General features: G+C 76.1%; 27 protein-coding genes and 1 pseudogene. 15 read left to right on the top strand and 13 right to left on the bottom strand.

From position 1 onward, the window contains the following. A pseudogene (locus tag KVT14_RS09205) lies at positions 1-497 on the bottom strand (hypothetical protein); the annotation flags it as partial. 116 nt (positions 498-613) lie between these two features. Between KVT14_RS09205 and KVT14_RS09200 the strand changes: the two are divergent. The 4 genes from KVT14_RS09200 to KVT14_RS09185 all read left to right on the top strand — a co-directional run bounded on the left by KVT14_RS09200 (position 614) and on the right by KVT14_RS09185 (position 4786). Continuing rightward, entirely contained in the window at positions 614-1750 is a 1137-nt protein-coding gene (locus KVT14_RS09200; RefSeq protein WP_217615379.1) for a glycosyltransferase, read from the top strand. Continuing rightward, entirely contained in the window at positions 1747-2865 is a 1119-nt protein-coding gene (locus tag KVT14_RS09195) for a glycosyltransferase (RefSeq protein ID WP_217615378.1), read from the top strand. Before KVT14_RS09200 ends, KVT14_RS09195 begins: the two co-directional genes overlap by 4 nt. Beyond that, positions 2862-3884 carry a glycosyltransferase gene (locus KVT14_RS09190; protein WP_217615377.1) on the top strand — a complete coding sequence of 341 codons (1023 nt, stop codon included), beginning with the start codon at positions 2862-2864 and terminating at the stop codon, positions 3882-3884. Before KVT14_RS09195 ends, KVT14_RS09190 begins: the two co-directional genes overlap by 4 nt. 116 nt (positions 3885-4000) lie before the next feature. After that, a complete protein-coding gene (locus tag KVT14_RS09185) occupies positions 4001-4786 on the top strand; it encodes a glycosyltransferase (protein ID WP_308160987.1) in 786 nt (261 codons plus the stop codon). 189 nt (positions 4787-4975) lie between these two features. Here the strand turns inward: KVT14_RS09185 and KVT14_RS09180 are convergent, their stop codons facing one another. The 6 genes from KVT14_RS09180 to KVT14_RS09155 all read right to left on the bottom strand — a co-directional run bounded on the left by KVT14_RS09180 (position 4976) and on the right by KVT14_RS09155 (position 11820). After that, on the bottom strand, positions 4976-6253 hold the full coding sequence (locus tag KVT14_RS09180) for a glycosyltransferase family 4 protein (protein WP_217615376.1): 1278 nt from the start codon (positions 6251-6253) through the stop codon (positions 4976-4978). A gap of 149 nt (positions 6254-6402) precedes the next feature. Further along, positions 6403-7089 carry a YesL family protein gene (locus KVT14_RS09175; RefSeq protein ID WP_217615375.1) on the bottom strand — a complete coding sequence of 229 codons (687 nt, stop codon included), beginning with the start codon at positions 7087-7089 and terminating at the stop codon, positions 6403-6405. Then, entirely contained in the window at positions 7086-8510 is a 1425-nt protein-coding gene (locus KVT14_RS09170) for an arabinan endo-1,5-alpha-L-arabinosidase (protein ID WP_217615374.1), read from the bottom strand. The genes KVT14_RS09175 and KVT14_RS09170 overlap by 4 nt, the downstream gene beginning before the upstream one ends. After that, positions 8507-9367 (bottom strand): carbohydrate ABC transporter permease, encoded by an 861-nt coding sequence (locus tag KVT14_RS09165; RefSeq protein WP_210417261.1) that lies wholly within the window; start codon positions 9365-9367, stop codon positions 8507-8509. The genes KVT14_RS09170 and KVT14_RS09165 overlap by 4 nt, the downstream gene beginning before the upstream one ends. Before the next feature lie 17 nt (positions 9368-9384). After that, the gene (locus tag KVT14_RS09160) at positions 9385-10374 is read right to left on the bottom strand and encodes a carbohydrate ABC transporter permease (RefSeq protein WP_217615373.1); all 990 of its coding nucleotides are present in this window, start codon (positions 10372-10374) and stop codon (positions 9385-9387) included. Between the two features lie 93 nt (positions 10375-10467). Then, positions 10468-11820, bottom strand: coding sequence for a sugar ABC transporter substrate-binding protein (locus tag KVT14_RS09155; RefSeq protein ID WP_217615372.1), 1353 nt, complete (start codon positions 11818-11820; stop codon positions 10468-10470). Positions 11821-12107: 287 nt separating this feature from the next. Between KVT14_RS09155 and KVT14_RS09150 the strand changes: the two genes are divergently transcribed. Then, positions 12108-13616 carry an alpha-N-arabinofuranosidase gene (locus KVT14_RS09150; RefSeq protein WP_217615371.1) on the top strand — a complete coding sequence of 503 codons (1509 nt, stop codon included), beginning with the start codon at positions 12108-12110 and terminating at the stop codon, positions 13614-13616. Continuing rightward, a complete protein-coding gene (locus KVT14_RS09145; RefSeq protein ID WP_308160986.1) occupies positions 13609-14688 on the top strand; it encodes an arabinan endo-1,5-alpha-L-arabinosidase in 1080 nt (359 codons plus the stop codon). The genes KVT14_RS09150 and KVT14_RS09145 overlap by 8 nt, the downstream gene beginning before the upstream one ends. On the opposite strand, the gene KVT14_RS09140 is transcribed toward KVT14_RS09145, so the two are convergent. Together KVT14_RS09140 and KVT14_RS09135 are read right to left on the bottom strand one after the other, a co-directional pair. Then, positions 14685-15260: a GNAT family N-acetyltransferase gene (locus KVT14_RS09140; protein WP_308160985.1), complete on the bottom strand. Its 576-nt coding sequence runs from the start codon at positions 15258-15260 to the stop codon at positions 14685-14687. The genes KVT14_RS09145 and KVT14_RS09140 overlap by 4 nt on opposite strands. Continuing rightward, the gene (locus tag KVT14_RS09135; protein ID WP_147795371.1) at positions 15257-16093 is read right to left on the bottom strand and encodes an HAD family phosphatase; all 837 of its coding nucleotides are present in this window, start codon (positions 16091-16093) and stop codon (positions 15257-15259) included. Before KVT14_RS09135 ends, KVT14_RS09140 begins: the two co-directional genes overlap by 4 nt. Positions 16094-16127: 34 nt before the next feature. On the opposite strand from KVT14_RS09135, the gene KVT14_RS09130 reads away from it, so the two are divergent. Continuing rightward, positions 16128-16418, top strand: coding sequence for a glutaredoxin family protein (locus KVT14_RS09130; protein WP_217615370.1), 291 nt, complete (start codon positions 16128-16130; stop codon positions 16416-16418). Between the two features lie 9 nt (positions 16419-16427). Next, positions 16428-17114: a redox-sensing transcriptional repressor Rex gene (locus KVT14_RS09125; RefSeq protein WP_217615369.1), complete on the top strand. Its 687-nt coding sequence runs from the start codon at positions 16428-16430 to the stop codon at positions 17112-17114. A gap of 220 nt (positions 17115-17334) precedes the next feature. Here KVT14_RS09125 and KVT14_RS09120 read toward each other — a convergent pair whose 3' ends face one another. Next, positions 17335-17892, bottom strand: a complete 558-nt coding sequence (locus KVT14_RS09120) for a YceI family protein (RefSeq protein ID WP_147795374.1) — start codon at positions 17890-17892, stop codon at positions 17335-17337. A gap of 135 nt (positions 17893-18027) precedes the next feature. On the opposite strand from KVT14_RS09120, the gene KVT14_RS09115 reads away from it, so the two are divergent. The 6 genes from KVT14_RS09115 to ccsB all read left to right on the top strand — a co-directional run bounded on the left by KVT14_RS09115 (position 18028) and on the right by ccsB (position 23654). Continuing rightward, entirely contained in the window at positions 18028-18573 is a 546-nt protein-coding gene (locus tag KVT14_RS09115; protein WP_217615368.1) for a MarR family winged helix-turn-helix transcriptional regulator, read from the top strand. Positions 18574-18636: 63 nt separating this feature from the next. After that, on the top strand, positions 18637-19293 hold the full coding sequence (locus KVT14_RS09110; RefSeq protein ID WP_217615367.1) for a histidine phosphatase family protein: 657 nt from the start codon (positions 18637-18639) through the stop codon (positions 19291-19293). Continuing rightward, complete coding sequence (locus KVT14_RS09105) at positions 19290-19907, top strand: TlpA disulfide reductase family protein (protein WP_217615366.1); 618 nt, start codon at positions 19290-19292, stop codon at positions 19905-19907. Before KVT14_RS09110 ends, KVT14_RS09105 begins: the two co-directional genes overlap by 4 nt. Further along, positions 19907-20809, top strand: a complete 903-nt coding sequence (locus KVT14_RS09100) for a cytochrome c biogenesis CcdA family protein (RefSeq protein ID WP_306795748.1) — start codon at positions 19907-19909, stop codon at positions 20807-20809. The genes KVT14_RS09105 and KVT14_RS09100 overlap by 1 nt, the downstream gene beginning before the upstream one ends. Position 20810: 1 nt before the next feature. Next, complete coding sequence (locus KVT14_RS09095) at positions 20811-22529, top strand: cytochrome c biogenesis protein ResB (RefSeq protein WP_217615365.1); 1719 nt, start codon at positions 20811-20813, stop codon at positions 22527-22529. A gap of 6 nt (positions 22530-22535) precedes the next feature. Continuing rightward, complete coding sequence (gene ccsB, locus KVT14_RS09090; protein ID WP_217615364.1) at positions 22536-23654, top strand: c-type cytochrome biogenesis protein CcsB; 1119 nt, start codon at positions 22536-22538, stop codon at positions 23652-23654. Positions 23655-23927: 273 nt separating this feature from the next. On the opposite strand, the gene KVT14_RS09085 is transcribed toward ccsB, so the two are convergent. Next, complete coding sequence (locus KVT14_RS09085; RefSeq protein ID WP_217615363.1) at positions 23928-24326, bottom strand: PLDc N-terminal domain-containing protein; 399 nt, start codon at positions 24324-24326, stop codon at positions 23928-23930. A gap of 139 nt (positions 24327-24465) precedes the next feature. On the opposite strand from KVT14_RS09085, the gene KVT14_RS09080 reads away from it, so the two are divergent. Continuing rightward, the gene (locus KVT14_RS09080; RefSeq protein WP_217615362.1) at positions 24466-24759 is read left to right on the top strand and encodes a DUF4229 domain-containing protein; all 294 of its coding nucleotides are present in this window, start codon (positions 24466-24468) and stop codon (positions 24757-24759) included. Here KVT14_RS09080 and KVT14_RS09075 read toward each other — a convergent pair. Beyond that, on the bottom strand, positions 24756-25625 hold the full coding sequence (locus tag KVT14_RS09075; RefSeq protein WP_217615361.1) for a 1,4-dihydroxy-2-naphthoate polyprenyltransferase: 870 nt from the start codon (positions 25623-25625) through the stop codon (positions 24756-24758). The two genes, KVT14_RS09080 and KVT14_RS09075, sit on opposite strands and share 4 nt — an antisense overlap. Before the next feature lie 100 nt (positions 25626-25725). Continuing rightward, positions 25726-26928 (bottom strand): o-succinylbenzoate--CoA ligase, encoded by a 1203-nt coding sequence (gene menE / locus KVT14_RS09070; RefSeq protein ID WP_217615360.1) that lies wholly within the window; start codon positions 26926-26928, stop codon positions 25726-25728. Between the last annotated feature and the right edge of the window lie 53 nt (positions 26929-26981).

Raw genomic sequence — 26981 nt, 5'->3', positions numbered from 1 at the left:
GTGCCGGGCGGGACGTGGGAGCCGAGGGGTGCGCCGGCGGGGGCGGCGGCGCCGAGCGGCACGACCTGCGCGCGCCCGGCGGCCAGCACCCCGTGCTCCGCGAGCAGCAGCGCCTCGTGCCGGCTGTTCACCGCGACCCCGGCCGCCGCCGCGGCGACCCGCGCGTACGCCGCCGTGCGCCGGGGGAGGTTGCGCGGGCCGTCCGACTCCTGCGGGACATCGTGCAGCGTGACCGTGAGCCGGCACGCCGCCGCGAGCCGCTCGACCACGTCGGCCGCCGCGTCGGGCGAGGGCCCGAGCAGCCGGTCGGTGACGTGCAGGTGCGCCCGGCCCAGCCCGGCGGCCGCGGCCGGCAGGTCGGCCGGGTCCTCGACGCGCAGCACAGGTGCGTCCGCGTCGAGGGCGCGGACGTGCGCGGCGAGGTCGCCCGCGTACCGGACGACGCCGTGCCGCGGCGGGCCCGTGAGGAGGAGCGCGGGGGTGTCGGTCCTGGTCATCGCGGCAATCGTGGTCGAGTCGCGGGGAGGCGGCAACCGCGCGACACTTCCCGCACCACCGCGACGCCGCGCTGCTCGGGGACCGGGCAGCGCGCCCGCGACGACGAGAGGACCGCATGTCGCAGCTCCTGGCACCGACCGCCGGCGCGCCGCGGTCCACGAGCCGCACGGTCCGCGTCGCCTCCGTGCCCGCCGGCCACCCGTACGTCGCGCGGGTCACGGCCGCGGCCGGGGTCGAGCTGCTACCCGATCCCACCCCGCCGGGCGCGGAGCCGGGCCGCTGGTGGCCGCCCGTCGTGCTCGACCCGGCGTGGGTGCGGGCGCACGCCGCCGAGGCGGACCTGCTGCACGTGCACTTCGGCACCGAGTCGTTCGCGCCCGAGCACCTGGCCCGCACGCTGGCCGCGGCGCGCGAGCAGGGCTGGCCCGTCGTGGTCACGGTGCACGACCTGGAGCACCCCCAGCTGACCGACCAGGACGGGTACCGCGCGCAGCTCGACGTGCTGGTGCCCGGCGCCGACGCGCTGGTCACGCTCACGCCCGGTGCGGCCGCCGAGATCCGCGCGCGCTGGGGACGGGACGCGCGGGTCGTGCCGCACCCGCGGCTGCTGGGCGAGGTCCCCGAGGGCGGCGGGGCGCCGGCGCCCGGCGGCGAGCGCGTCGTCGGCCTGCACCTCAAGGACCTCCGCCCGAACGTCGACGCCCCCGCCGCCACCCGCGCGCTGCTGGCCGCCGTCGCCGACCTGCGCGCGTCCGGCGTGGCCGTCCGGGCCGAGGTGCGGCTGCACCGCGCCGTCCGGGACGAGGCGGCGCGCGCGGAGGTCCGCGCGCTGTGCGCCGCGGCCGGTTCGGCGGTCGACCTGGTCGAGCACGACCGGCTGGACGACGACGCGCTCGCCGCCGCGCTCGCCGGGCTGGACGCGTGCGTCCTGCCCTACGCGCACGGCACGCACTCCGGCTGGCTGGAGCTCTGCTGGGACCTCGGCGTCCCCGTCGCGGCGCCGGCCGTCGGCTACTACGCCGAGCAGCACCCCGACGGCTCGGTCGAGACGTCGGGGCCGGTCGGCGACGCCGCGGGGCTGGCGGGTGCCCTCCGCCGGCTGCTCGCCGCCGAGACGTCGACCCGTCCCGGGACCACCGAGCGCGCCGCGCTGGTCCGCGACCGGCGCGCCGAGCGGCTGACGGCCGACCGCGCCGCCGCCGAGCAGCACGCCGCGCTGTACCGCGACCTGCTCGCCGGGGGGTCCCGGTGACCGGTTCCCCGCTGCGGGTGGTCGTCGTCGCGCCGCTGCGCTTCCCGATCCGGCAGCCGCACGCCGGCGGTCTGGAGTCGGCCGTGTGGAACGAGGTGCGCACGCTCCGCGCCCGCGGGCACGAGGTCTCGCTCATCGCGGTGCAGGGCTCCGACTTCCTCGAGGGCGGGCCGGCCGAGTTCGCGCTCCCGACCCTCGACTGGCCCGCGGGCGCCCGCGCCACCGACTCGCACTACCCCGACGCGTACCTCGAGCGGTCCGTCCCCGCGCTCGACCGCGCGCTCGACGTGGTCGCCCGGGACCCGGCACGGTACGACGTCATCTCCAACCACTGCCTGCACGGGCTGCCGCTCCGCCGAGCCGCGGACCTCGGGGTGCCGATGGTCTCGACGCTGCACACGCCGCTGGAGCCGGAGCTGGTGGACGCCGCCGCGCACGCCCGCGGCACCCGGTTCCTGGCGGTCAGCGCGCACACCCGGCGCGAGTGGGCGCCGGTCGTCGACGCCACCGTGCTCCCGAACGGGATCGACGCCGCCGACTGGCCGGCCGGTCCGGGTGGCGACGGCCTGGTGTGGTCCGGCCGGCTCGTGCCGGAGAAGGCGCCGCACCTGGCGATCGACGCGGCGCGGCTGCTCGGCCGCGAGCTGACCATCGCGGGCCGGATCGGCGACCGGGAGTACGCCGAGCGGCACGTGCTGCCGCACGTCGGCGACGGCGTCCGGTACGTCGGCCTGCTGGAGCAGCCCGCCCTCGCACGCCTGATCGGGCGCAGCGCGTGCGCGCTCGGGACGCCGGCCTGGGAGGAGCCGTTCGGGCTCGTAGGTCCCGAGGCGCTGATGTGCGGCACGCCGGTCGCGGCGTTCGGGGCCGGCGGCATCCGGGAGATCGCGCGCACCGCGACCGGCATGTCGGCCGTGCCCCGGGGCGACGTGGCCGCCCTCGCGGACGCCGCGGGCCGGCTCGCCACCCGGGCCGCGGCCGAGCCGGGCTTCCGGGTGGCCGTGCGCGCCTCGGCCCGCCGGCACTACGGGCTCGACGCCCGGGTCGACGCCCTGGAGCGGGTGTTCCGCGCGCTGGTCGCCCAGCGCGGCACCGGCGCGGAGCTGATCGCGTGACCCGGCCGACCGTCGCCTGGTACGTGCACCACCACGGGTCGGGGCACCTCGGCCGGCTGCGCGCCGTCGCGCCGCACCTCGACGCCGAGGTCGTGGCCCTGAGCACGCTGCCGGAGCCCGCGGGGCTGCCCGCGCACGTCGACTGGGTCCGCCTGGAGCGCGACGACGAGCCCGACCCCGGCACCGGCCGCAGCCCGGCCGACGCCGACCCCGCCGCGGGCGGGCTGCTGCACTGGGCGCCGCTGCTGCACCCGGGCCACCGCGGGCGGCTGGCGCGGATCGCCCGCGAGCTCGACACCCGGGGCGCCGCGGCGGTGGTCGTCGACGTGTCGGTCGAGGTCACCGTGCTCGCCCGGCTGCTCGGCGTCCCGCCGGTGCTCGTCGCGCAGCCGGGGGTCCGCGACGACGAGCCGCACGCCCTCGGCCTGCGCGCCGCCGCCCGGGTGCTCGCGCCGTGGCCCGCCGACGTCGTCCCCGCCCCGCACCTGGACGCCGTGCGCGACCGGGTCGTGTTCACGGGCGGGATCAGCCGGTTCGACGGCCGCGAGGTGCCCGCCGGCGAGCGCCACGGGGTGCTGGTGCTCGGCGGCCGGGGCGGCTCGGGCGTGACCGCGGAGCACCTCGACGCCGCGGCGCGGGTGACGCCCGGTCACCGGTGGACGGCGCTCGGGGCGGGCGGGACGTGGACGGACGACCCGTGGCACGCGCTGGCGTCCGCCGGGACCGTCGTGTCGTACGCCGGGCAGAACTCGGTCGCGGACCTCGCTGTCGCCGGGGCCCGGGCCGTGGTCGTGCCGCAGGACCGGCCGTTCGACGAGCAGGCGGTCACCGCCCGCGCACTGGGGCGGGCCGGGCTCGCCGTCGTCGAGCCGGCGTGGCCGGAGCCGGCGCGCTGGCCCGAGGTGCTCGAGCGGGCCGAGGCGCTGGAGCCCGACTGGTCGGTGTGGGGGACGTCGGGCGCGGCGGCGCGGGCCGCGGAGGCGATCGCGGACGTGGCGCGCGGGCGGGGCGCGTGGTGACGGAGGCCGGGGAGGCCGCGTCCGGGGAGGGGACGTCCGTGCCTCGCGGGCCTGTGCCCGGCGCGTCCGGCGTTCCCGGGAGCGACGGGCCCCGCCGGGCGGGTCGGCGGGCCGTCGTGACCCTGTGCTCGGCCCCGCGGGTGGACCACCTGCGGCGCCAGCTCGCGGCGGTCCGGCGGGACCCGGCGGTGCTCGCGGTCGTCGTGTGGGTCGGCGCCGACGAGCCGCCCGCCCTCGACGCCGACGCGGTGCTCCGGGTACCGCCCGGGCCGGACGGCCTGCGGCTCGCGGCGGCGCGGAACGCGGGCGCCGACCGGGCGGTGGCGCTCGGCGCCGACCTGCTGGTCCTGCTCGACGCCGACTGCGTGCCCGGGGCCGACCTGCTGGACCGGTACGCCGCCGCGGCCGACGTGCACCCGGACGCCGTCCTGTGCGGGCCGGTCACCTACCTGCCGGCCGGCGCGGTCGTCGACGACCCGGCGGCGCTCGCGGCCGCCACCCGCCCGCACCCGGCGCGGCCCGCGCCCGCGGACGGCGAGGTCGTCGTGGCCGGGGACGGCGGGTACGACCTGTTCTGGTCGCTGTCGTTCGCCCTCACCGCGCGGCGCTGGGCGGACGGCCCCCGGTTCGACGAGGGGTACGAGGGCTACGGCGGCGAGGACACCGACTACGGCTACGCGCTGCGCGCGGCGGGTGTGCCGCTGGCCTGGGTCGGCGGCGCGCACGCCTACCACCAGCACCACCCGACGAGCAGCCCGCCGTGGCAGCACCTGGACGACGTCCTGCGCAACGGCGCGCGGTTCGCGCGCCGCTGGGGCCGGTGGCCGATGGAGGGCTGGCTGCGCGCGTTCGCGGAGGCGGGCGCGATCCGCTGGGACGGCACCACCTGGCACCGCGCCTGACCCGCGCGTCGCGCCCGCGCGGCGCGCCCGCGCGGCGCGCCCGGCGCGCGTCGCCCTCGGTGCGTCGCGCGCGTCCCCTCGATCGCGAGAGTGCAATCGACACGTTGGGCGAGTAGTCGCCGGCTACTCGCTGGACGTGTCGACTGCGCTCTCGGCGCGGGGGCGGGGCGGGGGCGGGGGCGAGCGGGGTCAGGCGACGGGTGGGCCCAGGAGGGCGTCCGCCGCGTCCAGGAGGTCGGCCGCCACCGGGTCGGCGGTCCAGTGGTCCGCGCCCGCGGCCGCCCGGGCGCCGAGGGTCGCGGCCAGCACCGGGTCGTCGAGCAGGCGGAGCACCGCGCCCGCCAGGGCGGCCGGGTCGGCGGGCGGCACCATGAGGCTGTCCTCGCCGTCGGTGCAGAAGTCGTCGTAGCCGCTGCCGGTCGTCACGACGACCGCGCCGCCGATCGCCTTGGCCTCCAGCGCGGCGTTGCCGAACCCCTCCCAGCGCGAGGGGCACAGGGTCACCGCGGCCTCCCGCACCGCCCGGTAGAGCGTGTCGTCGTCGACGTGCCCGAGCCAGGTCACCCGGTCGCGGGCCCCGGGCGGCAGCATCCCGAGCAGGGTCGGACGGTCGGGCTCGAACCGCCGGTCCCCGCTCGCGCCCGCCAGCACCAGCCGCGCCGTGGGGTGCCGGCGTGCGACCTCCGCGAACGCCGCGAACGCGTCGGTGACGCCCTTGCGGCGCTCGAGCCGGCCGAGGAACAGCACGACCGGTGACCCGTCCTGCGGCCAGCCCGGGGGCAGCGCCGCCGCCCCCGCCGCACGGCGCACGTGCGCCACGTCGATGCAGTTCCGCACCACCCGCGCGGGCGGCAGCCCGGTGAACGCGCCCTCGGTCCACCGGAGCATCGCACGCGAGATCGCCACCAGGCCCGCCGACCGCCGCACCTGCCGGTCCTCGAGCCGGCTCTGCACCGCGACGACGGCCCCGCCGCGCGGCCCGAACGAGCGCGGCGTGAAGCCCGCGACCTCGTTCGCCAGCCGGGTGCTCGTCGCGAGGTTGGTCAGCAGCGGCGCCCCGGCCGGCAGCCCGACCCCGAGCGCCGCCCACTCGGGCAGGAACACCCGGTCGTAGCGGCCGGCGCGGGCGACGCGGCGCACGGCGGCCGCGCGGGCGAGCAGCGCGGGGACCCGCGCGCGCGGCGGGCGGACGTGGCCGACCAGCCGGACGCCGCCGAGGTCGGGGTCGGGGAGCAGGGGGCCGTCCGCCAGCACCAGCAGGTCGACCGCCGCGCCCTGCCGGACGAGCGCCGGCAGCAGCGAGGCGTAGTGCCGCCCGATGCCGCCGGTGTACGGGGTGAGCCCGGCGTACTCGGTCGAGGCGACGAGCCACCGGCCGCGGGTCGGGCGTCGGCCGTGCTCGGCGGGGCCGGCCGGGGTGCTCCCGGTCGCGTTCTCGGGGGTGCTCGCGTGCAGGTCGGAGGCCACGCCCCATGCTCGCCGACCGCGCCCGGCCCCGCCCGTCGACGGCCCCACTCGCCCGTCCGCGCCCCCGGGTGGAGATGGGTGGAGCGTCCTGCCCGACACACCCCGGGCGTGTCGGGCAGAACGCTCCACTCGAGGGGAGGACCCCGGGGTCAGCGGTTCGGGGTGTCGATCGCGTCCAGGCGGCGGTCGACCAGGACGCCCGTCAGGAGCACGGCCGCCGAGACGCTCGCCAGCGGGACGAGGAACGTGAGGTGCCAGCCCGCGAACGCCAGCGCGCCCAGCGTCACCAGCACCGCGAGCGCGGTGCCGGGGGACGTCGGCGGCGCCAGCAGGAGGAACCGCCACGTGCGGCCGAACGGCTCGTCGTAGCGCCGCAGCACCGCGAGGAACCACGCGCCGACGACGAGCAGCCCCGCGCCGAGCGCGAGCAGCCCCGCGGCGGCCACCGCGGCCGGGCCGGTCGACCCCGTGGCCGACGCGAGCACCGGCAGCGCCAGCGCGTCCGCGACGAGCACCGCGCCCACGACCAGCAGCGGCCAGCCCAGCCGGTTGGCGCGCCGGAACCCGGCCCGGTACTCCGACCAGAACGCGCGCCACACCGACTCCGGCGGCTCGCCCGCGGCGACGGCCCCCAGCACCGTCGCCGCCGCGGCGAGCGCGGGCAGCAGGCCCAGGACGCCGCCGCCGAGCAGCGCGCCGGCCAGGACCAGCAGGTTCACGGCGACCAGCCGGGCCGCGACGCGCAGCCAGCGCATCACCGCCCCGGCCCAGCCGCCGACGTCCTCGCCGCCCTCGTGCACGGGCACGCGCCGCCGGGCCTCGGTCGCGGCGCTCACGGGGCGGGCTCCACGACCGCCGGACCGGCACCCGCCGACCCCGACCCCGTCGGCTCCACCAGCGTGCCCACGGCCACCACCCCGGTCCCGGTGTCGAGCGCCGCGCAGGCGAGCGTCGCCCGACCCCGTACCCCGTCCCAGGCGGGGAACGCCACGGCCTCCACGGGGCGGCCGCCCCCGTCGGCGGACCCGTCCCACGCGAAGCGCCCGCGCCCCAGCGCCACGGCCCCGGGCGGCCCCTCGGCCCCCACGACCCGCGACGCCGACGCGGTGAACGCGTCCCCGCGCGCGAACGTCACCACCTCCCAGGTGCCCGCGAGCTCGGCGACGGTCGCGGGCCACGCCGCCTCGTCGTCCTGCTCCCGGCCGGGGCCGGCCCACGGCTGCGGCGACACCAGCGGCCAGCCGCCGGCCGTCCACACCAGCCGCCGGACCTGCACCTCGTGCTGGGTCGGGTCGTCGGCGTCGCGCACGTGGTGCACGAGCAGCTGCCGCGAGGAGCTTCCCGGCAGCGCCTCGGTGAGCACCGACGCGTGCCCGGGCGCGAGCCAGCCGCGCCCGCCCGCCAGCCGGTGCCCGGCCAGCACGGTGCTGCCGACGGGGTCGGCCTCGACGTCGGTCGCGGACCGCCCGCGCACGTCGGCGTACGGCCCGGTCACGGAGGGCCCGGCGACGACCCGCAGGTGGTAGGTGCCGAACAGCGAGTCGAACGACGTGAGCAGGGCGTAGCCGCCGCCCGGCCGGGGGAGCGCGAACGCCCCCTCGACCGCGGCCTCGACCGCGTGCGGCCGCCGGGCCAGCAGCAGGCCCGGGCCGGGTCTCGGGCGGCCGCCCGAGCCGAGCACGAACCCGGTCGCGGGGTCGATCCCGAGCGCGTGGATGCCGCCGAAGAACGAGCCGTAGACCAGCCAGTGCCGGCCGTCGGCGTCCACCACGGCGTTCGCGTCGATCGCGTTGGGACCGTCGACGTCGTGCCGGCTGGTGACAACCAGCCCGCGGTCGGTCCACGGCCCCGCGGGGTGCGGTGCCGTCGCGAGCCCGATCGCCGAGGTGCGGGACCCGAAGCTCGACGCGGAGTAGTACATCCGCCACCGCTCGTCGTCCGGCACCGCGACGGCGTCCGGCACCCGCACGACGTCCGGCGCCCACAGCCCCCCGGCCCCCGTCCAGGCCGCCGCGTCGGGGGGCACGCCGTCCAGCGCCCAGCCGTGGAAGGTCCACGTGACCAGGTCCTCGGACCGGCGCACCTGCACCCCGGCCCGGGGCAGCGGCCCCGCGCCCGAGGCGTCCGTGGAGAACAGCCAGTACGTGCCGTCGTCGTCGCGCACCGCGGTCGGGTCGTGCGCGTGCCGCGCGCCCCAGCCCGCGGTCGCCTCGAGCGCGGCGTCCGCGACCGCCGCGCCCGGCTCCGTCAGCGTCATCCCTTGGCCCCCGTCAGCGCGACCGACTCGATGATCTGCCGCTGGAAGATCAGGAACACGACCAGGATCGGCAGCAGCGCCACGAACGACGCCGCCATGATCAGCGGGTAGTCCCGCTGCGTGGCGTACTCGACGTTGAGGTTGGCGATGACCACCTGCAGCGTCTGCTTGGACTCGGTGTTCAGGTAGAGGATCGGCGCGAGGTAGTCGTTCCAGATCGTCATGAACCAGAGGATGAACTGCGCGGCGATGGCCGGGCGGATGAGCGGGAAGATCATCTTCCGGAACACCTGCAGGTAGGACGCCCCGTCGATCTTGGCGGCCTCGACCATGGAGTCGGGCACGCTCGACAGGTACTGCCGCAGGAAGAAGATCATCACGATGTTGCCGAACAGCAGCGGCACGATCAGCGGCAGCAGGGTGTCGACCCAGCCGATCTTCGAGAACATCACGAACTGGGGGATCATCAGCGTCGGGAACGGGATCATCAGCCCGGTCAGCAGACCGAGGAAGATCGCGTTCTTGAACGGCAGCCGCATCTTCGCCAGCGCGAACGCGGCGAGCGACGAGGTGATCGACCCGACGATCGTGACGGTGCCGGCGACGATGATGCTGTTCTTGAAGCCGGACAGGATCGGCGCCTCGGTCCACATCCGGACGAACGTGTCCCACTGGGGCGCGTCCGGGATCCAGACCGGCGGCAGCGCGAACACCTCGGCCTTGGTCTTGAGGGCGGTGGTCGCCATCCACAGCAGCGGCGCGATCATGACGACCGCGCCCAGCGCGAGCACGACGAACAGGATGGTGTTGACCACGCGGTTCTGGGCGGTGGTGCCCATCGGCGTCTTGCGGCTCATGAGTGCTCGGAGCCCCTTCAGTCGATGCTGAACGAGTTGCGCCGGTTGAGGCGGAACTGGATGAGGGTGACGACGAGGACGATCAGCCCGAGCACGACGGCCATCGCCGTGGCGTAGCCCATCTGCTGGTACTTGAACGCCTTGCGGACGATGTAGTAGACGATCGACGCGGAGCTGAACTCGGGCCCGCCGGTCGGCGTCATGATGTTGATCTCGGTGAAGATCTGCGACCCCGCGATGACGTTCGTGACGACCAGGAAGAACGTCACCGGGCGCACCATCGGCAGCGTGATCCACCGGAACCGGTGGTAGCCGTTCGCGCCGTCCAGGGAGGCCGCCTCGTAGAGCGAGCGGGGCACGGACTGGATGGCCGCCAGGTACAGCAGCATCGAGTACCCGAGGCCCTTCCAGACGGCCATGAGGATGATCGCGGGCTTCACCGTCGCGGTGTTCTGCAGCCAGTCGGGGCCGTCGACCCCGAACCACGACAGCACCTGGTTCACCAGGCCGAAGTCGCCGTTGTAGGCGAACTGCCAGACGATCGCGATGGCCGCCAGCGACGAGATGACGGGCACGTAGTAGATGGTGCGGAACGCGGTCTGCCCGGGGATCTTCCGGTTCAGCGCGATGGCCAGCAGCAGCGCCAGCACCAGGCCGATCGGGATGCCGATCATGTAGAACGCGGTGTTCCACAGCGTCTTGCGGAAGTACTCGTCGCCGAGCAGGGCCACGTAGTTGTCGAGGCCGATGAACTGCGGCGCCGTCAGGCCGTTCCACCGGGTCAGCGACGCGTACAGCGCGTAGCCCAGCGGGTACAGCGTGAAGACGAGGAAGCCGATCACCGGGGCGGCGACGAACGCGGCGGCCCAGCGGTGCTCGGTGCGGTGCAGGCGGCGCATGGCCTGCCGGGCGTGCAGCGCGGAGCCGCGGTCGTCGCCGGCGGGCGGGACGATGCCGGCGGCCGGCGCGGTGGGGACGGGGGTGGGCTCAGCGGTGGTCCGTGACATCCCGGTGCTCCTTCACGAGGGCGGCCCCGCCGCGCCGGGTCCGCCCGAGGAGGGGCGGTGCGCCGGCGCGGCGGGGGAGCGGGGGTGGGGTGGTCAGGCCCCGCCGGCCATCTCGGCGTTGGCGTTGGACTCGTCGAGCAGCGCCTGCATCTTGGGCTGGACCTCGGCGAGGTAGTCCGCGGCGGTCTGCTTGCCGTCGAGCACGGGCTGGATGTTCACCCAGAGCTCGTCGTACCACTCGGCGCCGTAGGTGAACGAGGCCGGCATGGCGCGGCCGTAGTCCTGCACGATGTCGAGGAACTCCTGGCGGTTGGCGGGCTTCGCGTCCGCCGCTCCGGCCCACTCCTCGGCCACGTCGATCAGGTTCGGGATCTGGATGTTCGCGTCGACGAGCGTCTGCTGGGCGTCGGGGTCGGCGGACAGGTAGGTCGCGAGCTGCACCGCGGCGTCGGGGTTGCCCGAGGTGGCGGAGACGCCGATGCCGAGCGAGCCGACCCAGGTGGCGGACTCGCCGGTGCTGCCGGCGGGCCAGGGGATCAGGTCGTACTCGAAGTCCAGGTCGTTGTAGACGCTGACGTCCCACGGGCCGACCGGGAAGAAGCCGATCTCGCCGGCCATCCACCGCTGGTAGGTGTCGAGGGTCGCGGCCTCGGACGCGTTCGGGGTGACGCCGTCGACCGTGGTGAGGTCGGCGAAGTACTGCAGCGCCTCGGCGAACTCCGGGGTGTCGACGGTGACCTCGGTGCGGTCCTCGTTGGTCCAGTCGCCGCCGTTGCTCCACACCATCGACTGCAGGTTCCACTGCACGTTGAGGCCGGTGCCCCACTGGTCGACCGCGCCGTCGCCGTCGGTGTCGGTGGTCAGCTGCTTGGCGATGTCGCGGAACTCGTCGAGGCTCAGCGGGACGTCGGGGTCGGGCAGCGGGATGCCCGCGGCCTCGAGCATCGTCTTGTTGTAGCCGAAGGCGAACGGGCCGACGTCCTTCGGCAGGCCGTACAGCCGGCCCTCGGGCGTGCCCTGCAGCGTGCCGTCGAACCGGTAGGAGTCGACGCCGTACTCCCAGATGTTGTCGAGGTCGACGCCGGCCTCCTCCACCTGGTCGGTGATGTCCAGCAGCACGCCGGACGCCACGTAGGACTGCAGATTGGCCTGCTCGATGTAGAACACGTCGGGCACCTTGTTGCCCGAGACCGCCGCCTGGAGCTTGGTGGCGTACTGGTCGGCGTCGGTCACGGTCATCTGGACCTTCACGCCGGTGTCCTCGGTGAACTTGTCGATCGCGGCCTGGTACGCGGCCTTCTCGTCCGCGCCGCCGCGGAACATGAACGTCAGGCTCTCTCCGTCGCCGGAGCCGCCGCCGTCGTCGCCTCCGCCGGAGCCGCACGCCGTCAGGGCGAGCGCCCCGGCGAGGGCCAGGGCCGCCGCCCGCAGGGTCTTCGTGGTCATCGCGCCGTTGCCTCCACTGGTGGACCGGGCGAGGTCGAGCGCGCGCCGGTCGGCCGTCGGTGGCGGACCGGACTTGCGAGGGCGGCTCTGACCTCGTGTTCTACATCGTTGCACTACAACGTTGGAGAGAGTGGCACGGGTCACGCGGGGTGGTCAAGTAACGGTCTGGTCACGGCCGGGGTGCGGTGAGTAGGTGCCTTGCGGTGCCATGGTTGACGGGTCCCGCTCCGGCGGGCACGATCGTCCTACAACGATGTAGATCGGACAGCGAAGGAGCTGTGCCCCACATGACCACCGTCACCCTCACCCTCGACCCGGCGTTCCGCGTCGGGCCGGTCCGGCGCCGGACGTTCGGCGCGTTCGTCGAGCACCTCGGCCGCTGCGTCTACACCGGCATCCACGACCCCGAGCACCCCACCGCGGACGCCGACGGGTTCCGCGCCGACGTCATCGGGCTGACCAAGGAGCTGGGCGTCTCGACGGTCCGCTACCCCGGCGGCAACTTCGTCTCCGGCTACCGCTGGGAGGACGGCGTCGGCCCGCGCGACCAGCGCCCCCGCCGGCTCGACCTGGCCTGGCACTCCACCGAGCCGAACCTCGTCGGCGTCGACGAGTTCATGCGCTGGACCAAGGCCTCCGGCACCGAGGCGATGATGGCCGTCAACCTCGGCACCCGCGGCGTCCAGGAGGCGCTCGACCTGCTGGAGTACTGCAACGTGAAGGGCGGCACCGCGCTGTCCGACCAGCGCCGGGCCAATGGCGCCGCCGAGCCGTACGACATCAAGCTCTGGTGCCTGGGCAACGAGATGGACGGCCCGTGGCAGATCGGGCACAAGACCGCGCACGAGTACGGCCGGCTCGCCGCCGAGACCGCCCGCGCCATGCGGATGATCCAGCCCGACCTCGAGCTCGTCGCCTGCGGCTCGTCCGGCGTGCCGATCCCGACGTTCGGCCAGTGGGAGCAGACGGTGCTCTCGGAGACCTACGAGCACGTCGACATGATCTCGGCGCACGCGTACTACGCCGAGGAGGACGGCGACCTCGGGTCGTTCCTCGCCTCGGCCGTCGACATGGACCACTTCATCGACTCGGTGACCGCGGTGGCCGACGGCGTGCGCGCGCACAAGAAGCTCGCGAAGCGGATCCACATCTCGTTCGACGAGTGGAACGTCTGGTACCAGAAGCGCGCCGAGTCGGTGCCGCCGTCGGGCGACGACTGGCCGGTCGCGCCGGTCCTGCTCGAGGACAAGTACAACGTCGCCGACGCCGTCGTGGTGGGCAACCTGCTCATCTCGCTACTCCGGCACACCGACCGGGTGCACTCCGCCTCGCTCGCCCAGCTGGTCAACGTGATCGCGCCGATCATGACCGAGCCCGGCGGCCGCGTCTGGCGGCAGACGACGTTCCACCCGTTCGCGCAGGCCTCGCAGTACGCGACCGGCGAGGTGCTGCAGGTGGCGATCGACGCCCCGACGTACGAGACCGCGAAGTTCGGCGACGCCCCGCTGGTCGACGCCGTGGCCACCCGGGACCCGGAGACCGGCGCCGTCGCGCTGTTCGCGGTCAACCGCTCGACCACGGAGACCGTGACCCTCGAGGTCGACACCCGGTCGATCCCCGGGCTGCGGGTGCTCGGCGCCACCAGCCTGTCGAACCCGGACCACACCTGGGTCGCCACCGCCGACGACGACACCGCGGTGCTGCCGCGGGACAACGACTCCGCGACGATCGACGGCGGACGGCTCACCGTCCGGGTGCCGCCGGTGTCGTGGAACGTCGTCCGGCTCGGTGCCTGAGGACGACGCCGCCGGCGCCCGCGCGCCCCGTCCCCGCCGCCGCGGCCTGCTGGTCGCGGCGGCGGTGGCGGCGGTCGCCCTCGTGGGGGCCGGGGGTGCGGCGGTCGCGACCCGCTCGGGCGCGCCCGCCGCCACCGAGATCCCGGTCGCGGGTGACGTCGGCGTGCACGACCCGGCGCTCGTCGTCGGCGACGGCGACGACCCCTGGTACGTGTACTCGACCGGCGACCAGCGGGAGAACGCCGGCGCCGTCCAGGTCCGCCGGTCCACCGACCGCGGCGCGACCTGGGAGTACCTCGGCACCGCGTGGGGGCCGTCCGACTCGCCGCGGTGGGCCCAGGAGGCCGTCCCGGGCGTCGTGAACTACTGGGCGCCCGAGCTCGTCGAGCACGACGGCACCTGGTACCTCTACTACGCCGCGTCGACCTTCGGCTCGAACCGGTCGGTCATCGGCCTGCGCACCAGCCCGACGCTCGACCCTGACGACCCGGACTACGGCTGGGTCGACCGCGGCGAGGTCTGGCGGTCGGAGCCGGCCGACGACTACAACGCGATCGACCCCGGCATCGTCGAGGACGCCGACGGCACGCCCTGGATGCTGTTCGGGTCGTACTGGTCGGGGATCCAGGTGGTCGAGCTGGCCTGGCCGGACGGGCTGGCGGCGGCGGGGGCGTCGCCCGTGGGGCTCGCGAGCCGGCTGGCGGCGCCGCACGCGATCGAGGCCCCGTACGTCGTCGAGCACGACGGCTGGTACTACCTGCTCGTGTCCCAGGACGCGTGCTGCCAGGGCACCGACTCGACGTACAAGGTCGCGGTCGGGCGGTCGCGGGACGTCACCGGGCCGTACGTCACGCGCGACGGCACGGACCTGCTGCTCGACGGCGGGGACGTGCTGCTGGAGACCGCCGGGGACCGGGTCGGCCCGGGCGGGCAGTCGGCGTCGCGCGGCGTGCTGGCGTACCACTACTACGACGCGGCCACGGGCGGGACGCCGACCCTCGGGCTGCGCGAGATCGCGTGGGACGCCGAGGGCTGGCCGGTGCTGACGACCGCGGAGGAGCAGGCGGGCTAGAGGGCCTGGTGCAGGACCAGGTCGTGGTGCCGCTGGTCGCCGACCTGGAACGTGCGCTCGCCGACGACCTCGAACCCCGAGCGCCGGTAGAACGCCTGGGCTCGCAGGTTCTCGCCGTTGACGCCCAGCCACACCCCGGCGGCCTCCCGGGCGCGGGCGGCGTCGAGGCTCGCGGCCATGAGCGCGCCGGCCACCCCGCCGCCGTGCCGGCCGGGCAGCACGTAGCACTTGCTCAGCTCGACCGTCGGGCGCAGCGGCACGACCGCGGCGACCTCGGCGGCGTACGGCTCGCCCGCGACCAGCATCGTGTAGCCGACCAGCTCGTCGTCGGCGTCGGCGACCAGCAGGTCGCGCGTCGGATCGGCCAGGTAGGCCGCGAAGTGCTCGGGGGTGAGGTGCGCGGCGATGAACGCGGCGTGGTCCTCGGGCGTGGACGACGGCGGGCAGGCCAGCGGGAACGTGGCGGCGGCCAGGTCGGCGAGCGGGGCGGCCTCGTCGGCGCGGGCGCGGCGGACCACCGGGGCGGCGGTCGCGGGCGCGTCCGGCGCCCCGGCGGTCCCGGCCGTGGTCACCGCGCGCCCCAGCGGGCCCGGATCGCGCGCCGCGCGGTCCGCACCACCAGCCCGAGCACCCACACCGAGCCCGCGACCGTCGCGGCGTCGACCCCGCGGCGGGTGGCGTTGCGGCGGCCGCGGAACTCCCGCATCGGCCAGCCGACCTCGGCGGCGTGCTTACGCAGCCGGCCGTCCGGGTTGATGGCGCACGGGAAGCCGACCTCGGACAGGATCGGCACGTCGTTGGTGGAGTCGCCGTAGGCGAACGACCGCTCCAGGTCGAGGCCCTCGCGCTCGGCCAGCGCCCGGACCGCCTCGGCCTTCGCGCGGCCGTGCAGCAGGTCCCCGACGAGCCGGCCGGTGTAGAAGCCGTCCTTGTGCTCCGCGATCGTGCCGAGGGCGCCGGTCGCGCCGAGCCGGCGGGCGATGATGTCGGCGATCTCGACCGGGGTGGCCGTGACCAGCCAGACCTCGTGGCCGGCGCGCAGGTGCTGGTCCAGCAGCCGCTGCGTGCCCGGGAAGATCCGGAGCGCGAGCACCTCGTCGTAGATGTCCTCGGCGATCGCCACGACCTCGGCGACCGAGCGGCCGTGCATGATCTCGAGCGCGCGCTGGCGGACCTCGTCGATCTGCTGCCGGTTCTCGCCGAACGTCAGGTAGCGGATCTGGTGCACCGCGAACCGGACGATGTCCGAGCGCTGGAAGAAGGCGCGGCGGTAGAGGCCGACGGCGAGGTGGAACGAGCTCGCGCCGCGGATGATCGTGTTGTCCACGTCGAAGAACGCGGCCACGCGCCCCGTCGGCGCCGTCGGCGCGGGCGCGCCGGTCAGGGGCTCGGTGGGCTCGGGCACGCCGCCACTGTAGTCACGGACCTAGGCTCGTGCCGTGCCGACCCCGCCAGCCGAGACCCCGCCCCGCGTCGTCCTCTACTCCCGCGCGGGCTGCCACCTCTGCGACGCCGCCCGCGACCTCGTGGCCGAGGTGGCCGCCGAGCGCGGCGCGTCCTGGGCCGAGGTGGACGTCGACGCGGGCGGCACGGCGCGCGACGGGCGACCGCTCGCGGCGGCCTACGGCGAGCTGCTGCCGGTCGTCGAGGTCGACGGCGTGCGGGTCGGCTACTGGCAGATCGACCGCCACCGGCTCGTCGACGCCCTCGCGGCGGCCCCGCAGGCCTAGGCTGTCGCCGTGCGAGCCCTGCCGCCGACCACCGTCGCCCGCCTGCCGGGATACCTGCGCTCCCTCGGCGGCCTCGCGTCGGAGGGCGTGACCACCACGTCGTCCGACCAGCTCGCCGAGCTCGTCGGGGCGTCCCCCGCGCAGCTGCGCAAGGACCTGTCGTACCTGGGCGCGGGTGGGCGGCGCGGCGTCGGGTACGAGGTCGACCACCTGCGGCGGCAGATCGCGCAGGCGCTCGGCATGACCGAGGAGCGCCGCGTCGTCATCGTCGGCATCGGCAACCTGGGGCACGCCCTCGCCACCTACTCGGGCTTCGCGGACCGCGGGTTCGTGCTGGTCGGCCTGTTCGACACCGACCCGGAGCTGGTCGGCACGGAGGTCGGCGGGCACGTCGTGCAGCACGTCGACGGCCTGGAGCGGGCGGTCGAGGAGCAGGAGGCGAGCGTGGCGATCGTCGCGACGCCCGCGTCCGCCGCGCAGCCCACTACGGACCGGCTGGTCGCCGCGGGCGTGACCGGGGTGCTGAACTTCGCGCCGCGCACGGTCCGGGTGCCCGACGGGGTGGACGTCCGCGAGGTCGACCTCGGGTCGGAGCTGCAGATCCTGGGCTTCCACGCGCGCCAGCGCTCGGGCGCCGCGTCCGCGCCGGCCGAGGCCCCGGCCGCCGAGCCCGAGCCGGTCCCCGCCGCCGACTGACCGCGCCCGCGCCCGCCTCCGCCGAGCGAGCAGCCGACGCGTCGAGCGAGTAGTCGGCGGGTACTCGGTCGACGCGTCGGCTACCCGGTCGCGGCGGCCGCCGACGCACGAGAGGGCCCGGTCGACCGCGGCAGGGGTACGCGGTCGACCAGGCCCTCACGTGCGCCGCCCCCGGCGTGCGCGCGGGGCGCAGCCGGGGGCGGCGGGGTCGTGCGGAGGCTCAGGCCTGCTTGATGGCCGAGACCTCGAGGTTGATGACGACCTTGTCGGACACCAGGACGCCGCCGGCCTCGAGGGCCGCGTTCCAGGTGATGCCGAACTCCTTGCGGGAGATGGTCACCGAGGCGGAGAAGCCCGCGCGCTGGTTGCCGAACGGGTCGGTGGCCGCGCCGCCGAACTCGGTGGCCAGCTCGACCGTCTTGGTCACGCCGTTGATGGTGAGCTCGCCGGTCACGACGTAGTCCTCGCCGTCCGCGGCGACCGAGGTCGAGGCGAAGGTCCACTCGCCGAACTTCTCCAGGTCGAAGAAGTCGGTCGAGCCCTTGAGGTGGCCGTCGCGGTTCGCGTCGCCGGTGGCGATGGTCGACGGGTCGAGCGAGGCGGTCACGCCGGACAGCGTGAGGTCCTCGGCGACGGTGATGGTGCCGGAGGTCACCGCGACGGTGCCGCGGACCTTGGAGATGCCCGCGTGGCGGACGGTGAAGGACGCCTCGGTGTGCGAGGGGTCGATCGCCCAGGTGCCGGCGGTGAGGGCGGTGGGGAGCGTCGTGGTCGACATGGTGCCTCCTGCGAAGTATTGGTTGAAGCATCAACTGCGGTTAGTTGAGATTTCTACTACAGTGGAGCCTGCTGCGCAAGGCCTGTGGGACGATCAGCCACCGACGTCACAGGCCGGCGCGGGAGGAGGACGGCGATGAGCACCACGACCACCGGGAGCGCGACCACCAGGGCGCCGCGGGAGCACGACGACGTCCGCTGGCTGACGGCGGACGAGCAGCGCGCCTGGCGCGCGTACCGGGACGGCACGGCCCGGCTGCTCGACGTGCTCGCGCACGAGCTGGAGCAGGACTCCGGCCTGTCGCTCGGCGAGTACGAGGTGCTGGTCCGGCTGTCCGAGGCGCCGCAGCGCACGCTCCGCATGTCGGAGCTCGCCGGCGAGCTCGCGCACTCCCGGAGCCGCCTCACGCACACCGTCCGCCGCATGGAGGCCGCCGGCCTGGTCGAGCGCGCCCCCTGCCTGGAGGACGCCCGCGGTGTGAACTGCACCATGACCGAGACCGGCTGGCGCCGGCTCGTGGACGCCGCGCCCTCGCACGTCGAGTCCGTGCGCGCGCACCTCGTCGACGTGCTCTCGCCGGTCCAGATGCAGGCCCTGGGCGACGCGATGGCCGCGGTCGGCGCCGCGCTGCAGGCCGGCTGCGCCCAGGTCGAGGCCGACGCGGAGGCCGCCGGACGCTGATCCGGCGGGTCCCCGCGCCCCGGCACGGTCCGACCACCCAGCCGGGTTTGCGAGACTGACCCCATGGTCGCCACCACCATCCACCTCATGCGGCACGGCGAGGTGCACAACCCCGAGGGCGTGCTCTACGGACGGCTCGACGGGTACCACCTGTCCGAGCGGGGCCGGGAGATGGCCGAGCGCGTCGCCGCGCACCTGGCCGGCACGCTCGACGGGCCGCGCCGCGACGTCACCGCCCTGTTCGCGTCGCCGCTGACGCGCGCCCAGGAGACGGTCGCCCCGATCGCCGAGGCGCTCGGCCTGCCCGTCACCACCGACGAGCGCCTGCTCGAGGCCGAGAACAGGTTCCAGGGCCTGACGTTCGGCGTCGGCGACGGCTCGCTGCGGCACCCCCGGCACTGGCCGCTGCTGGTCAACCCGTTCCGGCCGTCCTGGGGCGAGCCGTACCGGCAGCAGGTCGGCCGGATGCTCGCCGTCGTCGAGCGCGCCCGCGACGCCGCGCGCGGTCACGAGGCCGTGCTCGTCAGCCACCAGCTGCCGATCTGGGTCACCCGGCTCGCGCTGGAGGACCGCCGGCTGTGGCACGACCCGCGCCGCCGGCAGTGCTCGCTCGCGTCGCTGACCTCCCTGACGTACGAGGACGACCGCCTGGTGCGCATCGGCTACACCGAGCCCGCGGCCGACCTGCTGCCCGGCGCCTCGGCGGTGGCGGGCGCATGACGACCCGCAGCCGCGCCCGTCGCGCCGCCGCGGGCGTCGTCGCGCTCGGCGCCGCCCTCGCGCTCGCCGCGTGCTCCGGCGGGGGCGACGGCACGGGCTCGGACACCGACGTGGCCGACCAGGGCTACGTCTCGGGCGACGGGTCGTTCACCCAGTGGGCGGTCGCCGACCGGCAGGGCCCCGTCGAGGTCGCCGGCACGGACTACGCGGGGGAGGCCGTGGACATCGCCGACTGGCGGGGCGACGTCGTCGTGCTGAACACCTGGTACGCGGCGTGCCCGCCGTGCCGGGAGGAGGCGCCCGACCTCGTCGACATCGCGCACGAGTACGCGGACTCCGGCGTGCACCTCCTCGGCATCAACGGGGTCGACGACGCCGGGGCGGCCGAGCCGTTCCAGCAGACCTTCGACGTGCCGTACCCGAGCATCGACGACCGCGACAAGAACGCCATCGCGGCGCTGCAGGGCATCGTGCCGATCCAGGCCACGCCGACGACGGTCGTGCTCGACCGGGACGGCAAGGTGGCCGCGCGCATCGTCGGCCTGGCCGAGGGCTCGACCCTGCGCGCGCTGATCGACGAGGTGCTCGCCGAGGACGGCGGGGGCTCCGCGTGATGCTCGCCGACGTCGGGGACTCGTTCGCGCACGCGGCCACCTCGGGCTCGCTGCTCGCGGCGGTCCCCGTGGCGCTGCTCGCCGGGCTGGTGTCGTTCGCGTCGCCCTGCGTGCTGCCGCTCGTCCCCGCCTACGTCGGCTACCTCGGTGGGATGTCCGCCGCCTCCGCGCCGGGGACCGCCCGGGCGCCGCGCGTGCGGGCCGCCGCGGCCGGCGGTGGCGCGGCGACGCTCGACCTCGCCGGCGCCCTCCCGGCGCAGCCCGCGCTGACCCGGCCGGCGGCCGACGAGTCCCCGGCGGCCCCGGCCGCCACCTCCCGCGGCCGGCTCGTGCTCGGCGTCCTGCTGTTCGTCGCCGGCTTCACGGCGGTGTTCCTCGCCTACGGCTCGCTCGCCGGGTCGCTCGGCTCGTTCCTGCTGCGCTGGCAGGACCCGGTGTCCCGGGTGCTCGGGGTCGGCGTGCTCGTCATGGGCCTGGCGTTCCTCGGGCTGGTCCCGTTCCTGGAGCGGGACAGCCGCCGGGTGCTCGCGCCCCGCGCCGGCCTGTGGGGCGCGCCGGTGCTCGGCGTGACCTTCGGCATCGGCTGGACCCCGTGCATCGGCCCGACGCTGGCCGCGATCCTCCTGCTCTCCCTCGACGGCGGGTCCGCCGGCCGCGGCGCGCTGCTCGCGCTCGCGTTCTGCGTCGGGCTCGGGCTGCCGTTCGTGCTCGTCGCGCTCGGCCTCCAGCGCAGCCGCCGCGCCCTCGACTGGCTCGCCCGGCACCGGCTCGCGGTGATGCGGGTCGGCGGCGGCCTCCTGCTCCTGCTCGGTGCCGCGCTGGTCACCGGCCTCTGGTCCGCGTGGGCGGGCTGGCTCCAGGGCCTGCTCACCGGCGCCGAGCCCTTCGTCCCGGCGGTGTGAGATGACGCGCGACCCCCAGACCACCGAGACCTCGCCCCGCGGGTACACCCCCGAGGGGCTCGAGGACGTGTTCAGCGCCGGGCAGCAGCCCCCGGCCGGCGGCCCCGGCGCGCCCGGCGGCGCCGGGGGCGCGTCGCCCCAGCTGCCGTCGCTCGGCGTCGTCGGCTGGCTGCGCTGGGCGTGGCGGCAGCTCACCTCGATGCGCGTGGCCCTGCTGCTGCTCATGCTGCTGGCCGTCGCGGCCGTCCCCGGCACGGTGTTCCCGCAGCGCGCCCAGGACCCCGACAAGGTCGCCACCTACCTGACCGACCACCCGGACCTCGGCCCGCTGCTCGACCGGCTGGGGTTCTTCGGCGTCTACTCGTCGGTCTGGTTCTCCGCGATCTACCTGCTGCTGTTCGTGTCGCTCGTCGGCTGCATCCTGCCGCGCAGCCGCACCCACCTGCGGGCGATGCGCGGCCGGCCGCCGCGCGCCCCGCGCCGGTTCGACCGGTTCCCCGCCCAGGCGTCCGCCGAGCTCGACGGCGCGCCGCAGGAGGTCGCCGAGCGCGCCGCCGCCGCCCTGGGCGGTCCGCGCTGGTGGCGCCGGTTCCGGGTCGACGTCCGGGACGAGGGCCGCGGCACGTGGAGCGTCGCCGCCGAGCGCGGGTACCTCCGCGAGACCGGCAACCTCGTGTTCCACCTGGCGCTGGTCGGCCTGCTCGTCTCCGTCGCGACCGGCCAGCTGCTGCACTACCGGGGCCAGGCGATCATCGTCGAGGGCCGCGCGTTCGCGAACACCCAGAGCGACTACGACACGTTCGAGTCCGGCTCCGGGTTCAGCGCGTCGTCGCTCGAGCCGTTCTCGATGCGCCTCGACTCCTTCGAGTCGTCCTTCGACCCCGACACCCTGCAGTCCCGGGACTTCACCGCGCACGTGACGATCACCGAGCCGGGGTCCGAGGGAGTCCAGGAGCAGATCAAGGTCAACCACCCGCTCGACATCGCGGGCGCGAAGGTCTACCTGCAGGGCAACGGGTACGCGCCGCAGGTGACCGTGCGGGACCCCGAGGGCACCGTGACGTACTCCGGTGCCGTGCCGTTCCTCCCGCAGGACACCGTCTACACGTCGCAGGGCGTCATCAAGGTGCCGGACGTGACCTCGGGGCCGCAGATCGGCCTGCAGGGCGTGCTGCTGCCGACCGCCCAGCAGATCGGCGACGGCATCTACCGCTCCGTCGACCCGCAGCCCACCGACCCGCTGCTCGCCCTCGCGGTGTGGACCGGCGACCTCGGCCTGGACGACGGCGTCCCGCAGAACGTCTACCAGCTCGACGAGACCGGGCTGACCCAGGCGCTCGACGACGACGGCCGACCGGTCACGCTCTACCTGCGACCGGGCGAGACCGTCGACCTGCCCGACGGCCTGGGCACGCTGACGTTCGACGAGCTGCCGCGGTTCGTCGCGCTGGACCTCCGGCACGACCCGTCGCTCGCGTGGGTGCTGACGTTCTCGCTGCTGGCGTTCGCGGGGCTCGCGACGTCCCTGTTCGTGCCGCGCCGGCGGGTCTGGCTGCGGATGCGCGCGGGGGACGAAGGTCCCGGGCCAGGCCGTACAGTGGTCACCGCCGCCGCGCTGGCGCGCGGCGACGACGTGGGCCTGCAGGCGGAGCTCGACCGGGCGATGGACCGGCTCCGCGGAGCGGACGTCGACGGGCCCACCGGCCGGACCGGAAGGTAGAGGGACATGGCAATCGGCGACATCAGCACCCTGCTCGTGTGGGGGGCGGCGACCGCGTTCACGATCGCCCTGATCGCCTACACCTCGGCCCTGGCCCGGCTGGCGGACGCCGCGTCCACGGAGCACCGCGCCGAGCGCGCGGCCCGGGTCGCCGCCGCCAAGGAGGCGCGCGCCGCGGCCCGCGCGACCGTCGGTGCCGGCGGGCCGTCCGGCCTGGTGGTCCCGGCCGACGCGGACGAGACGACCGACGCGGGCGCGCCGCGGTCCGGACGGATCGACGACGCCGAGCCCGAGCGCCCCATGACGGCGCCCTCGGCCACGACCGGCATCGCCCGGACCACCACCTACCTCGGCATCCTGCTGCTCGGCGCCGGCATCGTGCTGCGCGGCGTCGCGGCGGGGCGGTGGCCGACGGCGAACATGTACGAGTTCACGCTCGTCGGCACGTTCGTCGCCGCCGTGGTGCTCGCGGTCGTGCAGCGGAAGCGGGTCATCCCGTTCCTCGGCGTCGTCGTCATGGGCATCGGCGTGCTGGCCCTGGCCCTCGGGCTGCTCGTGTTCTACGTCCAGGCCGACGCCGTGCAGCCCGCGCTGCAGAGCTACTGGCTGATCATCCACGTGGGCGTCGCCATCGCCGCGACCGGCATCTTCACCGTCGCTTTCGCCACCTCGGTCCTCCAGGTGCTGCAGGACGGCCGCGAGACCGGCCGCTCGCACCTCGACCACCCGTGGCGGTCGGCGGACGGCCTGCGCCGCTCGCTGGCCCGCTGGCGGGTCACCGGCCCGGCCTGGTCCTGGCTGCGCACCGTGCCGTCCGCCCGCCGGCTCGAGGCGCTGTCCTTCCGGCTCAACGCCATCGGCTTCGTGCTGTGGACGTTCACGCTGATCGGCGGCGCCATCTGGGCCGAGCACGCCTGGGGCCGGTACTGGGGCTGGGACCCCAAGGAGGTCGGCACGTTCGTCGCCTGGGTCGTGTACGCGGCGTACCTGCACGCCCGGACGACGCGCGGCTGGGCCGGGCGCAAGGCGGCGTACTTCGTGTACGTCGGCTACGCGGTGGTGCTGGCGAACTTCACCGTCGTGAACCTGTTCGTCACCGGCAAGCACTCCTACTCCGGCATCTGACGCCCGGCGGCGGGCGGGTAAGCCCCGCGCCCCGCGGTGCCGCCTCGGCGCAGGCCTGCGCCGCGCGACCCTGATCCCCACCCGATTCTCGCGAGACCACCCGATCGATCGGGGTGCGACGCGAGAACCAGGTGGGGACCAGGCTGCGAGGGGACCGCGTCGGTCCCCTCGCCCGTCAGCCGCACGCACCGGGCCTCGCCCGTCAGCCGCACGCACCGGGCCTCGCACGTCAGGGGTGCGGCCGGGCTTCGCGGTCAGCCGCGCGCCCCGCGGTCAGCCGCGCGCGCCCTCGTCGGGGACGTCGCCGTTGCTGCCGTCGCCGGTCCCGCTCTCGCGCTCGCGCCGCCGGCGCTCCTGGTCGAGACGCCACAGGAACTCGGGGTCGTCGTCGGGCGCCACCGGGCCGGGGCGGCGGGGGCCGGAGCCGCCGGGCCCGCCGAGGCCGCCGGACCCGCCGGGGCGACGTCCCTGCGCGGGGCCCGCACCGCCGGTCGCGGGCTGGGCGCGGCTGGTGAGGATCCACACGAGCGGGCCGGCGATCGGCACCAGCGCGATGAGGAACCACGCGCCCTTCGGCAGACCGCGTCGGGCGCGCTCGTCGCTCGTGGCGATGTCGGCGAGGGCGTACACCGCCAGGCCGATGATCACGAGGAAGAACAGCGCGCGTGCCATGCTCCACCCTAACCAGACCGCGCACGCGCACCCCGCCCCGGGCCGGGTGATCGCCCGAACCGGCACGAGGTCGTCACATCCGGCCGCGCCCCGGACGTCCCGGCTCGGACCGTCCCGGCGATCGGCCTACCCTGGACCCGTGCCCGTCGTGACCTACTCGCTGCTCCGCCTCGCCCTGTTCGTCGTCTGCCTGGTCGGCCTCGTGCTCGCCGGCACCGGCTGGCTGCTGGGCGTGATCGGCGCGGCGCTGCTCGCGGCGCTCCTGTCCTACGTGCTGCTCCGCGGCCCGCGCGACCGGGCGGCGCTGTGGCTCCAGGCCCGCTCCGAGGCGCGCGGCGACCGCCCGCGGCTGTCCCGCACCGCGACGGCGGACGCCGCGGAGGAGGACGCCGCGGTCGAGGCCGCCGAGCGCGAGGCCCGCGCGGACGGCTAGAGCGCCAGGCCCAGGCCCAGCAGCACGCCGAACGTCAGCTCGTACATGCCGGTCCCCGCGAGGACCGGCACCAGCGCGATGCCGCGCGCGCCGACCAGCACCGTGAACGCCAGGACGCCCGCGGGCAGCGCCAGCAGCATGACGATGAGCGCCCACGGGTTCGCCAGGGCGCACAGGACGCCGAGCAGCACGGGCAGCACGACCATGACCGCGTACGCGCGGCGGGCGCGGTGCTCGCCGAGCCGGACCGCGAGGGTGCGCTTGCCGACCAGGGCGTCGGTCGGGATGTCGCGCAGGTTGTTGACCATGAGCAGCGCGCACGCGATCAGGCCGACCGCGACGGCGCCGACCCACGCGGGCCAGGTCAGGGTGCCGGACTGGGTGTAGGTGGTGCCGAGCACCGCGACCAGGCCGAAGAACACGAAGACGCCGACCTCGCCGAGGCCGAGGTAGCCGTACGGGCGCCGGCCGCCGGTGTAGAACCACGCGGCCGCGACGCACAGGGCGCCGATCGCGAGCAGCCACCACTGGCCGCTCAGCGCGACGAGCCCCAGGCCGAGCAGGCCCGCGACGCCGAACGCCGCGAACGCCGCGGCCTTGACCTGCTTGGGGAAGGCCGCGCCGCTGGCGGTCAGGCGCATGGGGCCGACGCGGTCGGCGTCGGTGCCGCGGACGCCGTCGGAGTAGTCGTTGGCGTAGTTGACGCCGACCTGGAGCGCGAGGGCCACGCCCAGGGCGAGCAGCGCGCGCCCGAGGTGGGCCGCCTCGATCTGCGCGGCGGCGCCGGTGCCGACCAGCACGGGCGCGGCGGCGGCGGGCAGGGTGCGCGGGCGTGCTCCGGCGACCCACTCGGCGGCGGTGGCCATGGTGCTCCTGTCGTGGGGCCGCGGCGCGGGGCCGCGGCGGGTGGTTCGGCGTGCAGCGACGGTAACCCGGAACGCGGGCCCGGCACGCACGGCGTGGGGGTCAGGGTGCCGCGTCGCCGGCGACCGAGGTCCGTCCGAGCGCGCGGGCTGCCAGGTCGGCCGCCCCCCGCCGGTCGGGCTTGCCCGGGCCGCGCAGCGGCAGCGCCCCGACGGTGACGAGGTGCCGGGGCGCGGCGGGCCCGCCCAGCGCCGCCGCAGCGGCTTCCCGCAGGCCGGCGAGCGCCGGCGCGGGAGCGCCCGCCGCGGGGACGACGACGGCGACCAGCGCCTGGCCCCACTCGGGGTCCGGCACGCCGACGACGAGCACCTCGCCGACCCCGGGCAGCCCCGCGAGCACCCGCTCGACGGCCGCGGGCGGCACCTTGACCCCGCCGGTGACCAGCACGTCGTCGGCGCGGCCGAGCACCTCGAGCCGGCCGTCGTCGCCCCACCGGCCGAGGTCGCTGGTGCGCAGCCAGCGGGTGCCCTCCCGGACCTCGAACAGCTCGGCGTCCAGGTCCGGGCGCCCCCGGTAACCGGCGGCGAGCACGGGCCCGGCGATCCGCACCCGGCCGTCGTCGGGGTCCAGGTCGACCGTCACCCCGTCGAGGGGGACGCCGTCGTAGACGCAGCCGCCGCAGGTCTCGGACATGCCGTAGGTGGTCACGACCCGCGCGCCCGCGGTCCGGGCGGCGTCGAGCAGCCCCGGCGGCGTGGCGGCCCCGCCGAGCAGCACCGCGTCGAAGGCGGCGAGCGCGTCCCGCCCGGGCGCCGAGTCGAGCAGGCGGTGCACCTGCGTCGGGACCAGCGAGGTGTACCGCGGGCCGTCGGCGGCCGGCATCCGCGCCACCGCGGCGGCGAACGCGTCCGGCCGGAACGGCCCCGCCAGCACGGCCGGCTCCTTCCCGGCGAGGAGGGACCGCACCAGGACCTGGAGTCCCGCCACGTGCGCCGGCGGGAGCGGCAGCAGCCACCGGCCGGGCCCGGCGAGCCGGGACTCGGTCGCCCTGCCGGAGGCGCGCAGGGCGGCCGCGGTGAGCATCACCTCCCGCGGGGCGCCGGTGGACCCGGAGGTGCGCACGAGCAGCGCCACGTCGTCGGGGACCTCGCCCGCGCCCTCCTCGACGCGCCCGACGGCGCCCGCGTCGGGGGCCTCGACCGGGAGCACCGCCGGGCCGGTGCCGTCCAGCGCGGCGGCGAGGGCGGCGGTGAGCGCCGGCACCGTGGCGGGGGAGGCGGGGACCACGCGGACGGGACGGCTCACCCGGCCAGGGTAGGTCCGCCCGTAGAGTGGCGCGGGACGCGCGGCGGGGAGCC

The sequence above is a fragment of the Cellulomonas sp. GbtcB1 genome (assembly GCF_019091725.1).
GTDB lineage: Bacteria > Actinomycetota > Actinomycetes > Actinomycetales > Cellulomonadaceae > Cellulomonas.
Note: the sequence above shows the minus strand (reverse complement) of the source record. Positions and strands in the feature narration are given on the sequence as shown.

Bases quoted from the DNA above. Each gene is read 5' to 3' on its own strand.
- KVT14_RS09200 (WP_217615379.1), top strand. From the start codon at position 614: ATGTCGCAGCTCCTGGCACCGACCGCCGGCGCGCCGCGGTCCACGAGC.
- KVT14_RS09170 (WP_217615374.1), bottom strand. From the start codon at position 8,510: ATGACGCTGACGGAGCCGGGCGCGGCGGTCGCGGACGCCGCGCTCGAG.
- KVT14_RS09165 (WP_210417261.1), bottom strand. From the start codon at position 9,367: ATGAGCCGCAAGACGCCGATGGGCACCACCGCCCAGAACCGCGTGGTC.
- KVT14_RS09160 (WP_217615373.1), bottom strand. From the start codon at position 10,374: ATGTCACGGACCACCGCTGAGCCCACCCCCGTCCCCACCGCGCCGGCC.
- KVT14_RS09155 (WP_217615372.1), bottom strand. From the start codon at position 11,820: ATGACCACGAAGACCCTGCGGGCGGCGGCCCTGGCCCTCGCCGGGGCG.
- KVT14_RS09150 (WP_217615371.1), top strand. From the start codon at position 12,108: ATGACCACCGTCACCCTCACCCTCGACCCGGCGTTCCGCGTCGGGCCG.
- KVT14_RS09120 (WP_147795374.1), bottom strand. From the start codon at position 17,892: ATGTCGACCACGACGCTCCCCACCGCCCTCACCGCCGGCACCTGGGCG.
- KVT14_RS09115 (WP_217615368.1), top strand. From the start codon at position 18,028: ATGAGCACCACGACCACCGGGAGCGCGACCACCAGGGCGCCGCGGGAG.
- KVT14_RS09110 (WP_217615367.1), top strand. From the start codon at position 18,637: ATGGTCGCCACCACCATCCACCTCATGCGGCACGGCGAGGTGCACAAC.
- KVT14_RS09105 (WP_217615366.1), top strand. From the start codon at position 19,290: ATGACGACCCGCAGCCGCGCCCGTCGCGCCGCCGCGGGCGTCGTCGCG.
- KVT14_RS09100 (WP_306795748.1), top strand. From the start codon at position 19,907: ATGCTCGCCGACGTCGGGGACTCGTTCGCGCACGCGGCCACCTCGGGC.
- KVT14_RS09095 (WP_217615365.1), top strand. From the start codon at position 20,811: ATGACGCGCGACCCCCAGACCACCGAGACCTCGCCCCGCGGGTACACC.
- ccsB (WP_217615364.1), top strand. From the start codon at position 22,536: ATGGCAATCGGCGACATCAGCACCCTGCTCGTGTGGGGGGCGGCGACC.
- KVT14_RS09085 (WP_217615363.1), bottom strand. From the start codon at position 24,326: ATGGCACGCGCGCTGTTCTTCCTCGTGATCATCGGCCTGGCGGTGTAC.
- KVT14_RS09075 (WP_217615361.1), bottom strand. From the start codon at position 25,625: ATGGCCACCGCCGCCGAGTGGGTCGCCGGAGCACGCCCGCGCACCCTG.